Origin of the sequence: Sinorhizobium sp. BJ1, from assembly GCF_002531555.1 — a bacterium.
Lineage (GTDB): Bacteria > Pseudomonadota > Alphaproteobacteria > Rhizobiales > Rhizobiaceae > Sinorhizobium > Sinorhizobium fredii_B.
Map to the genome: position 1 here is coordinate 43,958 of NZ_NWTH01000006.1, position 13,004 is coordinate 56,961.

At 59.3% G+C, this 13,004-nt stretch carries 9 protein-coding genes; 4 read left to right on the forward strand and 5 right to left on the reverse strand.

Annotated elements, in window-relative coordinates; translation table 11 throughout:
* The first annotated feature begins 100 nt into the window (after positions 1–100).
* Positions 101–2,014 carry a molecular chaperone HtpG gene (gene htpG / locus CO676_RS10850; protein ID WP_097520902.1) on the forward strand — a complete coding sequence of 638 codons (1,914 nt, stop codon included), beginning with the start codon at positions 101–103 and terminating at the stop codon, positions 2,012–2,014.
* 79 nt (positions 2,015–2,093) lie between these two features.
* Here htpG and CO676_RS10855 read toward each other — a convergent pair whose 3' ends face one another.
* Both CO676_RS10855 and CO676_RS10860 read right to left on the reverse strand, forming a co-directional pair.
* A complete protein-coding gene (locus CO676_RS10855) occupies positions 2,094–3,512 on the reverse strand; it encodes a DUF4214 domain-containing protein (protein ID WP_097520904.1) in 1,419 nt (472 codons plus the stop codon).
* Positions 3,513–3,868: 356 nt separating this feature from the next.
* Complete coding sequence (locus CO676_RS10860; protein ID WP_179875450.1) at positions 3,869–4,987, reverse strand: polysaccharide pyruvyl transferase family protein; 1,119 nt, start codon at positions 4,985–4,987, stop codon at positions 3,869–3,871.
* An 813-nt stretch (positions 4,988–5,800) separates the two neighbouring features.
* Here CO676_RS10860 and CO676_RS10865 point away from each other — a divergent pair.
* Entirely contained in the window at positions 5,801–7,246 is a 1,446-nt protein-coding gene (locus CO676_RS10865; RefSeq protein WP_097521238.1) for a hypothetical protein, read from the forward strand.
* Positions 7,247–7,262: 16 nt separating this feature from the next.
* Here CO676_RS10865 and pssA read toward each other — a convergent pair whose 3' ends face one another.
* The 3 genes from pssA to CO676_RS10880 all read right to left on the reverse strand — a co-directional run bounded on the left by pssA (position 7,263) and on the right by CO676_RS10880 (position 10,727).
* Entirely contained in the window at positions 7,263–8,048 is a 786-nt protein-coding gene (gene pssA / locus CO676_RS10870; RefSeq protein ID WP_179875451.1) for a CDP-diacylglycerol--serine O-phosphatidyltransferase, read from the reverse strand.
* Positions 8,049–8,340: 292 nt separating this feature from the next.
* On the reverse strand, positions 8,341–9,528 hold the full coding sequence (locus tag CO676_RS10875) for a CaiB/BaiF CoA-transferase family protein (RefSeq protein WP_097520910.1): 1,188 nt from the start codon (positions 9,526–9,528) through the stop codon (positions 8,341–8,343).
* An 11-nt stretch (positions 9,529–9,539) separates the two neighbouring features.
* The gene (locus CO676_RS10880) at positions 9,540–10,727 is read right to left on the reverse strand and encodes an acyl-CoA dehydrogenase (protein WP_097520912.1); all 1,188 of its coding nucleotides are present in this window, start codon (positions 10,725–10,727) and stop codon (positions 9,540–9,542) included.
* Between the two features lie 426 nt (positions 10,728–11,153).
* On the opposite strand from CO676_RS10880, the gene phnC reads away from it, so the two are divergent.
* Positions 11,154–11,996: a phosphonate ABC transporter ATP-binding protein gene (gene phnC, locus CO676_RS10885; protein WP_097520914.1), complete on the forward strand. Its 843-nt coding sequence runs from the start codon at positions 11,154–11,156 to the stop codon at positions 11,994–11,996.
* An 88-nt stretch (positions 11,997–12,084) separates the two neighbouring features.
* Positions 12,085–12,990: a phosphonate ABC transporter substrate-binding protein gene (gene phnD, locus CO676_RS10890; RefSeq protein ID WP_014761821.1), complete on the forward strand. Its 906-nt coding sequence runs from the start codon at positions 12,085–12,087 to the stop codon at positions 12,988–12,990.
* Positions 12,991–13,004: the final 14 nt, after the last annotated feature.

Below are 13,004 nucleotides of genomic sequence, written 5' to 3' on the forward strand. Positions count from 1 at the left end.
GTTTAGCATCGCACCGAAACGGTGGCCTCGCAAGGCGACCCTTGAAATTCCTCGCGGGCCTTGCCAATTGGGGCAGAAATCAAAGGAGGTCCGCAACACAATGAGTGAAGTCGAAATGTCCGTAGAGAAACATGTCTTCGAAGCTGATGTGGCGAAGCTGCTGCATCTGATGGTGCACTCGGTCTACTCCGACAAGAACGTCTTTCTCCGCGAACTGATTTCGAACGCGGCCGACGCCTGCGAGAAGCTGCGCTATGAGGCGATTGTCGCGCCGGAGCTGCTCGGCAGCGACCCCACTCCGCGCATCACGCTGACGCTGGACGAGGAAAACGCCCGCCTCGTCGTCGAGGACAATGGCGTCGGCATGAGCCGCGACGAGCTGGTCGAATCGCTTGGCACCATTGCCCGGTCCGGCACGCGCGCCTTCATGGAGCGGATCGAGGCGGCACAGGGCAAGGATGGCGCGCAGCTGATCGGCCAGTTCGGCGTCGGCTTCTATTCGGCCTTCATGGTCGCCGACAATGTCGACGTCGTTTCCCGCCGCGCCGGCTCTGACAAGGCCTGGCACTGGGCATCGGACGGCAAGGGCAGCTACACTGTTTCCGCGGTCGAACCCGCCGATGCGCCGGCGCGCGGCACGCGCGTCACCTTGCATCTGATGGACGACGCGAAAACCTACACGTCGCGCTGGACCGTCGAGCGCATCGTCAAGGATCAGTCGGGCCACGTGCCCGTACCGATCTCGATCGTCGAGAAGCCCGGCGCCGAAGCCGCGCAGGTTGCCGACGGCACGGCGCTCTGGACCAAACAGAAGAACGACATCAGCAAGGAAGACTACACGGACTTCTACCGCGGCGTTGCCGGCCAGTATGACGAGCCGGCGCTCACGGTGCATTTCCGGGCCGAAGGTCGCCACGAATATACGGTGCTCGCCTTCGTGCCTGGCTCAAAGCCGTTCGACCTGTTCGACCCTGACCGCAAGGGCCGCATGAAGCTCTATGTGAAGCGCGTCTTCATCACCGACGAGGCGGAGTTGCTGCCGCGCTATCTCCGTTTCGTGCGCGGCCTGGTCGACACCGCCGATCTGCCGCTCAACGTGTCGCGCGAAATGATCCAGGAAAGTCCGCTGCTTGCGAGCATTCGCAAGGGCCTGACGAACCGTGTGCTGACGAGCATCGAAAAGCTGGCGGGGAACGAGCCGGAGACCTTCGCCAAGCTTTGGGAGAACTTCGGCAGTGTCATCAAGGAGGGCATCTACGAGGACGTCGAGCGGCGCACGCAGCTCCTTGGCCTTTCTCGCTTCCGCACCACCGCTTCCGACGACAAGCCGCGCGCGCTTAGCGATTACGTCAAGGACATGAAAGACGGCCAGTCGGCGATCTATTATCTCACCGGCGACAATCTCGCGCAGTTGCAGGCGTCGCCGCAGCTCGAGGGCTTCCGCGCCCGCGGCATCGAGGTGCTGCTCTTGACGTGTCCGGTCGACAGTTTCTGGGTAACGACGGCGCCGGATTTCGAGGGCAAGCCCTTCAAGTCGATCACCCAGGGGGCCGCGGACCTCGCCGGCATCGCAAAGCAGGACTCCGAGACCACGTCTTCCGAGACCAGTCCGGCGGTGGCCGAATTCGTGACCTTCGCCAAGGCAACGCTCGGCGAGGCGGTCTCGGACGTCAGGGCCTCAGACCGGCTGACGGAAAGCGCCGTCTGCCTGGTCGCCCCGGAACACGGCCCGGACCGCCAGCTGCAGAAGATGCTGCAGGGCGCCGGCCGCATCGAAGGCGCGGCAAAGCCCATACTGGAGATCAATCCCGGCCACGCATTGATCGCAGCACTTGCTGGTTGCCGTGCGGAAGACGGCACGTTCAGGGAGGATGCGGTGAAGCTGCTCCTCGACCAGGCACGCGTTCTCGACGGTGACAAGCCTGACGATCCCCGCGCCTTTGCCGAACGGCTGTCGCGGGTGTTCGGGCGGGCTTTGCATGTGAACCAAGAATCGTTAGAAAAGGGCGCGTGAAGCGAATTCGCAATGTCACTGTGAGAAAACGAAGGGCAATTCCGCGGTCCCTCATCAGCCGGCCCTCGTATGGCAGACGTCATGGGTCGTTGTCGAGGTGAGCTGCGTATTTCGACTGAAATTCACTCGATAGCATCAGGCCCAAGGCCACGTCCTCCCGCCTCATAGTGCCGCCATTCAGATGTCTGGCGTAGCTGTCGAGCCCCTGTGGGTCGGCTGGGCGGTCCACGAACAGGAGATAGAGAAAACTGATGTAAGAGCGGTCGGTCAGGCCAAAGGTCGCGTATCGTCCGTTGAAGTCGTCCGAGTTCAACAAAGTGAGGATCATTTTCGTCAAGTTCGTCTCGCCCACCCGCAACGCGTCCGCCGATCGCTCGATAGCTTCCGTGTCGACTCTGTGCCCCAGTACAAGGCAATAGGCAAAACGCGCCTGGCGGACCGGGGGGGGATCGGCGGGCCTGATTTCTGCTATGTCGCAGTCTCTCCGGGGGCGCGGCAGTGGACGCTTCCCCAGGATGAGATCCCGGACCGCGGCGTAAGCCGGCTTGGGTTCCCCTGTCGTCCAGCCGCCGTCACTCTTGGCGATCAACTTTATCAGGCCCATTTGGGCTTCGTAGCTGGGGGCCCAATAGGTCTCGTCTAGCAGTTCGTAGATGTGCGCGGCTTCTACCTTGTACCTATCTTGCAACTCGCGCAGGCGCGTCATGGCTCGCTTCAGTCCGTCAGCCTGCTCCTGTGCACTGCGCTGACTTCCAAGGGGGTTGTTGAACTCGGTCACCCATATCGGGCGGCCGTACTCTGCCAGCCTCTTAAACGCCCATTCCGGGTCTTGGCCATACATATGCCACACGGAGATATCCCACTTGATTCCGTCCTGCCGCATACGTTCGAAGGCTCCGACATGCCCCCAGCCGGCCGTGCCGATCGCTTTGCGGATGCTTGGGTCGACTTCAGTGATGCCATCTGACAGGCCCTTCAAAACGGCGCTCACTTTAGCCCAGCGCGGACCGTAGTAATGCAAGGGGCCGTCTCCACCGGCAGGTCCCCACTCGCAGGGATATTGGCTTCCGTCGTCCCGCCTTTCACAGGGCTTAATGATTGCATAGTTTTCCATTTCATTTCCGAGTTCCCAGACGCGGATATCCTCCCTGAATTGGGAAGCAAGCGTGACGGCGAGTTCGTGGGCCTTGTCGTAAAGCTCGTCGGCACTCTTGTTGTCGAGGTCCATACCACCAGGGGTGATCACTGGAAGAATATCTATGCCGCGCGCTTTTGCTTCTTTCACCAGAGCGGCTAGTTCCGGTGCCTTGCCCGCACTGGAAATGTCCACACGATAAGATTTCATCCCGAGATCCCTGAGAAAATCGAGCTGGCGCTCGATTCTGGTGCCGGGATAGGCGGTGATTGGATGGCCGTTGACGCCCCAAAGCAAGTCCGCAGAGGCCGAGGCGACCGTGGCTAGCAAACACACTGTTCCGATTGCGAGCCGAATACACATCACGAAACCTCACTGTTGGAAGCGCCGGAGCATGCCGCCCCGCGAACGCTGCGGCAATTCGGCGAAATTGAGGAATCGCGGTCTTTGCTACTCCTTTCGATGGCCGTCCGCCTAGCCTTTTGGCAGATGACTGATTGTGGGATTGCTGGAAGATTGGCCTCAAAGTTCGTTGTGCAGGCCTTAGAGCTTTCGCTTGATGACGTCCTGCAACGGTCCAGTGTTAGATCCGCGACCCATCTTCTTCAGCAGCGCATTTTCGTCATCGAGCTGCTTCAGCCGCTTTCACCCGCCTGCAACCTTAACCGTCGGAAACGAACTCGCCTCTGCATAAGACTTAGGAAATTCGAAAATGGAATTCAATATATATTCTTTCGCGATAATTCTACTTTATTCCTTAAGGCGGCATCTCGTTGGTTTCTGTTGAAGCTCAGGGACGCCGCTAGAGTTTCCTTTATTTTTTCTGCTGTATCATCATTTTTCAACGAGGGAATGTAAAATTCTGCACAAACACCATTCAACTTCTCGCTATTATCCGCCCACACAAGCAGCGGGCGACCAGACAACAAGGAGAAAATTGCTGAGTGAAGCCTGTTGGTCACTACGAAGTGAGCTTGTTCGTAGTAGGATAGAACCGTGTCCAAATCATGAGGAGCGGCCACTTGCGCATCACCCAATCCAGATTGGCTCTTAATGATCCTTGCAGCACGTTTATCCATTTCCTCTCTTATATCGTGACATAAAATGACGAATTTGGAAGATGGAAATACTTGCTTAAGTGCCGCAACCAAGTCGTTGAACGCAGTTCCTCCCATTTCCCTTTCTTCATCAATGCATGGCGCAATGATAACACACCCCGATTGAGTCGGCCTTGCATCGGCTGCATTGCGTAATCTTTTATTTTGCTTGCTGGGCAAAAATGCCATGTCAGCAGCGAGTTCTATCTTCGGCCGCGCAACTAACCGTGAGCCATTTGCAACGGACGCGATGTCTCGGACAACAACCTTATCGCAAAGTTGTAGGACTTTTTTCCACAACATTTTAAGTAGTTTCTTCCGGATTGGGCTCACACCCATTCCACGGGTTTTCACGTTGCCACCGGAAAGGCGCGTCAGAACCAATCCCACAAACAGGATCGCCAATCCTCTCAGAGAAACGTTGTCACGAATCATCTGGCCGCCGCCGATCACGACGTCGGATCCCCAACAGGCGACCAAAAAACTCAGAGCATTTCTACCATCGACGAGTTTAACCCCACGATCCTCCAGCGGTTTGCGGATATGTGGCGCGATAGCTCCGTATGTTCTAAGGAGCGCAAGGATATCCTTGTCGCCGGTGAATTCCAAATTCTGGAGTAAAAGAAAAAGATCTCCGATGTTGTTCGGGTTCTCGCAGATGAATATCATTTTTTTCTTTTTCATAATCCACCAAAAATTCGCTATCGGTTCTACAACATGCGCGTCGCGCGCCTCCAGCATAGGAATACAAACATGCATGACATTTATAGAGACTAACGCAATTGCCAAGCTAAAAAGGGCCTCGATTCCGCTGACACTTTAGCGGTGGCCCAAACGCTGGAATACAGCAGGTTGCCGCAGGATGCGTCCTTTGATCGGTTCTACCTGTGCCAAAAAGCGCCTGCAAGGAACGCAATCACAACCCGCACCTCCGGAAAGCGGGCCAAGGTGGGTTTTATCTCTGACGAAAGCTTACACCTGAACGCAAGATCATGTGCACTGGTTTATAACCGCCGGGGTTTCGACCGGTTTGATCTCCTCGGCACAGTTGATGCTCTCAGCTCTGTTTGCCAAGCGCGCAAATCGGAGCCTCCCAGTGCCGCAAGATCGGTCACTTGGCGTATGCGGCAGTGCTGATGGCGCAGCGGGCTACCCAATTTTGCGGTGTTGTTACCTCCGGAGCGCGGCATTCAGAATGGCCCGGACGAGCCGTTGGCCGCCTGAGCATGCGCAATGTTCGGAGTCACCACCGATGGGATGAAGCGCAGAGAATCCGCCTACGAATTATGGCGTAGAGTCCTTGCCCCGTTTCAGTCTACTACTCCAGTTGGCGCGCTTGCCTGTCACAAATCATTTGCCGAGGATATTGCAGAGTAAACCAGACAAGCTTGCACAAAATGTTTGACCAGGGCGCGGTCCCAGGACCGAATAACTGCCTTCAGAATAGCCGGGCTCCGCACGTCAGACTCCGGAGCTATCGACATCTTCTCGAGGCTGGCTCTGGGTCAAGGCATGACATCTTGGTCTGCGTTACAGAATCGGAATTTGCAGCCCATGCAGATCTCACTTATCGGTTTTCTAGTCTGCGCGGGAATCCTGCTGGTCGGGTATTTTGGACGGGCCCCCTTGATCATCGGCCTCATTGCTTCGCTGCCTTTCGGCGCGACAGCACTCATGACGCTCGTAGCAGTTGGGGGTTCTTCGCCGCTGATCTACACCCTTTTCGCCGCTGTTCTGTTAACCGTCGTCGCTGCGAGGCGGCGGATTTGGCGCGAGCTTGGCAACGTATTCGGCAAGAATCGACCACTCTGGGTGCTCTGTGGTCTGATGATCTACGCCATCGTCGGTGCATGGTTGTTTCCGCGCTTTTTCGCGGGACAGACGAGCGTCTTCGTTCAGTCTACGTTACACCGTGGAGTCGTGGAAGCTTCGCTTGCGCCGGTATCGGGCAATATCACACAAACGGGCTATTTCGTTCTGGGCGGGCTTACCGCCATTGCGATGTGCGTCCTGCTTCTCCATGCAGACACGATACATGCAGTTCGACGGGGTTTTTTCCTCTTGTGCGGTCTTCACGCTGGGATGGGATTGCTTGATTTTGTTGGCAAGATCACCGGGGCCGGCGACGTCCTAGAGCCCATTCGGACAGCCAACTACGCGATGCTCACAGAGACTATGGAAGGTGGTTTTTGGCGGATTACCGGCGCCAATTCGGAGGCATCAACCTTTGGCAGCCTGTCGCTCATCTGTCTTGCGTTCTGTTATGTTTATTGGCGCGAGACCAAGTCTCGGCTGGCCCAGGCACTGGCCGCCGTATTGCTGGTGCTAGTGGTCCTTTCTACATCCGCGACCGCCTATGTCGGCTTGGCAATATTGGGTATTCCCGTTGCTCTTTCCATCCTCCGCTCGTTTCTGTCCGCCCGCATTGACAAGGACGAGATTTTGATTGTTGCGCTACTTGCAGTCGCCGGCGTCACAATCCTGACCATCGTTATTTACGATCAAAAGTTTCTCGCTCCGTTTGTCCACCTGATGGATTCCATGATCTTGAACAAGGCCGCGTCCGCATCCGGCCAAGAGCGAGCTTACTGGAACATCAAAAGTCTCCAGGCATTCGCGGACACGAGCGGTCTCGGCGTTGGTCTTGGCAGTTCACGTGCATCGAGCTGGCCGATCGCGGTCGCTTCACAGCTTGGCCTCGTCGGCGGTTTGATGATGGCAACGTTGTTGCTGATGGTGTTCAGGGGGATGGGAAGGCTCAAACGATTTCTGGATCACGAGACAAATGCGGTGGTCTCGAGTATACGGGCCTCCGCCCTGGCTTCCGTGGTCGCCGGCTCCTTCGCCGCCGGGAGTGCAGACCCCGGCATGGTTTTCTTCATTGGTTTTGCCGTCATCTCTGCGAACAGGGCTCGAGCCCGCGGGAACAGGCATGCCGGCAGCCCCGTTATGCCGCTTGGTCAAGCTGCTTTCGATCCTTCGCAGGGCGTGGCCGTATGATTTTTGGCGGATCGGATCAAATCCATCGCCTCCACGTGTCGACCGGAACGCTATCATTGACCCTTTGATCATGCCGGAAATTGAACCAGCTGACCGGTATGGAGCAGAGGTACAGAAGCGTAAGGGTTACCAAGAGCTCGCGCGGATAGAGGACGACCACGACTGATAGCGCCGCAACGATTCCAAAAAGGCCAGTCACCGCCAATCCGGACGATCCGATAGCCCACTTCTTTCCGGAGAAGGTAGGAATCCTCGACACCATCAACAGTGCGATCATCAGGGTGTAGAGTCCGATCCATTGCATTGCGCTTGGTGTCGGCACCGTGATCGAAACCGGTAGAAGGACGGCGAGCGCAGCGCTCGGCGTTGGCATGCCGGTAAAATAGGCCTTGCGCCAGGCCGCCTCTACCGGGTCGGACTGCGCGTTGAAACGCGCGAGGCGTATGGCAGAGCCAAGGGCGAATGCCACTAGGTACAGGCTTATTGGGGCCGTTATCGCATCGTCGGCCCAAAAGAAGAGAAGCACGATCGGCGCAACGCCGAAACTGAGGAAATCGGCAAGGCTATCGAACTCGGCTCCGAACCGTGACGATACGTGAAGCCGCCGGGCAAGTCGGCCATCGAGGCCGTCAAGCACGGCTGAGGCGACGATTGCGGCCAGCGCATAGTTGAACTCCTTCTCAATTGAGAAACGAACTGAAATCAAGCCCGAGCAAAGCGCCAGCGCCGTGATTGCGTTGGGCAATTGCCGTGCGATTCGGGAAGGGCTTTTCTGCCCATCCGAGGGGTGCCAATCGACCATTGGATGCCTCTCCACCCGAGAATGACCCGTCATTTTCGCCGCGCGACCCGGATTGACAGCCGCCTGCTCGTTTTCGGGACGATCTCCTATGAAAAGACTGTGGAGCCTCGCAGTCAATTAACGAAGAGGGATATGCTTGCGGCCAAGATGAGGTATGGCCTTGTCAATTCCGGTTATCTCCAGGCTATCGCCCGAGCGGGCTCAAGGTGGAGGGCGGCCGATCTGCACGCCTTGGGCGGTATGGCTCGAAGCCGGAGCGAGCTTCCGCACCCCGATGACCTTGCACCTTGCCTCACCCCTTTTCTATCGTAACGACCATGCCAATCTCCGCCAACACCTCGGCTGTATGTTCGCCTAGCCGTGGCACCCCGCGCTCGAGCGCCAGCGACGCACCGGAAAAGCGGATCGGTGTCCTCACCCCGGGCGACGCGCCGGTTGTAGCACCCGTATGCGACGTCTCGATGCGCATTTGTCGATGCACAATCTGCGGGTCGGCAAACACGTCTGCAACCGTGTTGATCGGCCCACCCGGCACGCCGGCGGCCTCAAGTTTTGCAAGCAGCGCGTCGCGTTCAAATCTCGCCGTTTCCGCCGTTAGCTCCGGCGTCAGGCTGTCGCGGTGCCGAACGCGGCCGGCATTCGTGCGGTAGCGCTCGTCGGCGGCGAGGTCCGGACGACCGAGCACGTCGCAGAACTTCACGAACTGCCGGTCGTTGCCCACCGCGACGATCAGATGGCCGTCGGCTGTCGCAAACACCTGGTAGGGGGCGATGTTCGGATGGGCGTTGCCAAGGCGGCGCGGCGCGTTTCCGGAGACGAGGAAGTTCAGCGCCTGGTTGGCGAGCACGCCGGTCATGCAGTCGAGCAGAGCCATATCGATCTGCTGCCCCTCGCCGGTGCGTTCACGTTGCGCCAGTGCCGCCTGCACGGCGATGACGCCGTAGAGACCGGTGAAGATGTCGGCGAAGGCAACGCCGATCTTCTGCGGCTCGCGGTCCGGCTCGCCGGTCAGGTCCATGATGCCGCTCATGCCCTGGATGATGTAGTCGTAGCCCGCGCGGTGGGCGTAGGGGCCGTCCTGGCCGAATCCGGTGACGGAGCAATAGATCAGCCGCGGATTGATTTGTCGAAGGCTCTCATAGTCGAGCCCGTATTTGGCCAAACCGCCGACCTTGAAATTCTCCAGAAGAACGTCCGATTGCGCCGCGAGCCGGCGTACGGCCTCTTGGCCCTCCTGCGTCGTGAAGTCGAGGACGACCGAACGCTTGCCGCGATTGCAGGCGTGGAAATAGGCGGCATCGAGCGTCTCGCCGCCCTCACCCTCCACGAAGGGCGGGCCCCAGGTCCGGGTGTCGTCTCCGGCCGGGCTTTCCACCTTGATGACCTCGGCGCCAAGATCGGCGAGCGTCTGGCCGATCCAGGGACCGGCGAGGATGCGGGCGAGTTCGAGGACCCGGATGCCCTTGAGCGGCGCTTCCATCGATGCACCCCTCAGAAGAAGGCCTGCAGCCCGGTCTGGGCGCGGCCGAGGATCAGCGCATGGACGTCATGGGTGCCCTCATAGGTGTTGACGGTCTCTAGGTTCAGCATGTGACGCATCACCTGGTATTCCTCGGAAATGCCGTTGCCGCCATGCATGTCGCGGGCCATGCGGGCGATGTCGAGCGCCTTGCCGCAATTGTTGCGCTTGACGATCGAGATCATTTCCGGAGCCATCCGGCCTTCGTCCATCAGCCGCCCGACGCGTAGCGACGCTTGCAGTCCGAGCGCGATCTCGGTCTGCATGTCGGCAAGCTTCTTCTGGAATAGCTGCGTCTGGGCGAGCGGCCGATTGAACTGCCTTCGGTCGAGGCCGTATTGGCGCGCCGCATGCCAGCAGAATTCGGCAGCCCCCAGCGCTCCCCAGGAAATGCCGTAGCGGGCGCGGTTGAGGCAACCGAAGGGCCCCTTGAGGCCTTCGACATTCGGCAGCAACGCCTCCTCCCCCACTTCGATATTGTCGAGAACGATCTCGCCGGTAATCGATGCCCTGAGGGAAAGTTTGCCGGCGATCTTCGGTGCGGAAAGCCCCCTCATTCCCCTCTCCAGCACGAAGCCGCGAATGGCATTGCCGTGCGCCTCCGACTTCGCCCAGACGACAAAGACATCGGCGAGCGGCGCATTGGAGATCCACATTTTGGAGCCGATCAGCCGATAGCCGCTCTCGGTCTTGATCGCCCGCGTCTTAATGCCGGCCGGATCGGAGCCGGCATCCGGCTCGGTCAGGCCGAAGCAGCCGATCCATTCGCCGCTGATCAGCTTCGGCAGGTATTTCTGCTTCTGCTCTTCGGAGCCGTAGACGAAGATCGGGTAGATCACCAGCGAGGATTGCACGCTCATCATCGAGCGGTAGCCGGAATCGACTCGCTCGACCTCGCGGGCGACGAGGCCATAGGCGACATAGGAGGCGCTGACGCCCCCATAGGTGTCGGACACGGTGACGCCAAGCAGGCCGAGTTCGCCCATCTCGCGGAAGATCGCCGGGTCGGTCTTTTCCTCTCGATAGGCCTCGATCACCCGCGGCTGCAGTCTTTCCTGGGCATAGGCACGCGCCGTATCGCGGATCATCCGCTCGTCTTCGGTCAGTTGATCCTCGATGAGGAATGGGTCGTCCCATTGAAATTGACTTTTGCCGGCCATGATTCTCTCCCGTCGGATACAAATAGAAGCGGGATTCAAGCGGAAAGCCGCGCGCACTTTCCCCATCACGCCCCTGTCTGCTGGAGTTATCGCAAGGCAGGTCAATGGGTTCAAATGAAATTGAGACAATGGCTCATGCACTCGATGCATGATTCCTTGGATCGGAAGGTCGTCACAACCAGCCATCCACTTGCAGGCCGAGGAAATTGATGTCGCCTGCGCCAGTCCAGAGGATCTGTAGCCTCAGAAAGTAGCAACCGCAGCTGTCTCACGCGCTTGGGTTGGCGATCATGAGAGGCCCAGGCACACCGCGCCTGTGATCTGTAACAGAACCGACAACAAACTGACATCGCGCCTTCATGAAGCGCCGATATGGCAGAGGTCGCTAATAGATGACCGGTCTCCGAGAGAGAGGACCTGCTGCCGATGTTTCAGTTGAGGAACGTGACCCGCCAGTTCGGCAAGAAGCGAGCCGTCGAAGCCGTTACCTTCGACATACCGCAGGGTCAGATGGTCGGCATCATCGGCCGATCCGGGGCCGGCAAGTCGACACTGCTGCGGATGATCAACAGGCTCGTCGATCCCTCCTCCGGCTCGATCGAATTCGGGGGCGTCGAGGTCTCGTCGCTCAAGGGCTCTGCGCTGCGGCACTGGCAGCGTGACTGCGCGATGATCTTCCAGCAGTTCAACCTCGTGCCGCGGCTCGACGTGCTGACCAACGTGCTGCTCGGCCGCCTCAACCATCGCTCGACCGCCTCGAGCATCCTCAACCTGTTCAGCCGAGAAGAGCGGATCATGGCAATCGGTGCGCTCGAGCGTCTCGGCATCGAGCAGACGGCGCTGCAGCCAGCCGGCACGCTTTCCGGCGGCCAGCAGCAGCGCGTCGCGATCGCCCGGGCGCTGATGCAGCAGCCGAAGGTGCTGCTCGCCGACGAGCCGATCGCATCGCTCGATCCGCTGAACGCCAAGATCGTGATGGACGCGCTGCGCGACATCAACGAGCGCGATGGCATTACCGTCGTCACCAACCTGCATACGCTCGATACGGCTCGCAACTATTGTGAACGGATCATCGGTATGGCGCATGGCCGCGTCGTCTTCGACGGCCAGCCGAAGGACCTCACCGCTGCAGCGGTCGCCTCGATCTACGGCGCCGACACGGCGATCGAGGAATCGATGACCTCGACAAGCATCAACATTCCCGCGGCCGTCGCCCGGGAAGAAACAGCATCGGCCGGCTACAAGCCGCTGGCACTGGCCGGCCTCTGAGGCCGGCGCGATCGAATGCCCGCGTAAAGGGTACCTAATCGAAACAGCCACTGATCCGGCGCGGCCGGAAATACGGGAGACGAACCTCATGCTGAAGAAAGCTCTTCTGGGCGCGGTTGCGCTCATCGCCCTCGCCGGCCACGTCCAGGCCGAAGATCTCAAGGAATTCCGCGTCGGCATCATCGGCGGCGAAAACGAAGCCGACCGCCTGCGCAACTACCAGTGCCTGGTGGACAAGCTGCCGGCCGCCATCGGCGTCGAGAAGGTTTCGCTGTTCCCGGCCGCGGACTATGACGGCGTTATCCAGGGCCTGCTCGGCGGCACGCTCGACTATGCCGAGCTCGGCGCCTCCGGCTACGCCAAGATCTATCTCGCCAAGGCCGACGCCGTCGAGCCTATCCTGACGACGGTCCAGACCGATGGCTCGACCGGCTATCATTCGATCATGGTCGCCCGCAAGGATTCCGGCATCACCAAGCTCGAGGATCTCAAGGGCAAGAAGCTCGGCTTCGCCGATCCGGACTCCACCTCCGGCTACCTCATTCCGCTCGTGACGCTGCCGGAAACGATCGGCGCTCCCGTGAAGGAGTATTTCGGCGAGACCGGCTTCGGCGGTGGCCATGAAAACCTCGTCCTCGAAGTCGTCAAGGGTACCTTCGATGCCGGCACGACCTTCGGCTCGGGCGTCGGCGAGTTCAAGGACGGTTACACGTCGGGCAACCTGCGCAAGATGGTCGACAAGGGCATTCTCGACATGAACGACCTCGTCGAACTGTGGCGTTCGCCGCTGATCCCGAACGGCCCGATCGTCGTGCGCACCGCCCTGAATGACGACCTGAAGGCCAAGTTCAAGCAGTTCATGACGGATCTGCCGAAGACCGACGCCGCCTGCTTCTCGGCTATCCAAGGCGGCGAGTTCACCGGCTATACCGAGGTAAACAGCGACTTCTACAAGCCGATCATCGACGCCCGCAAGGCAACGATCGGCGGCTGAACGTCAGGCCATGT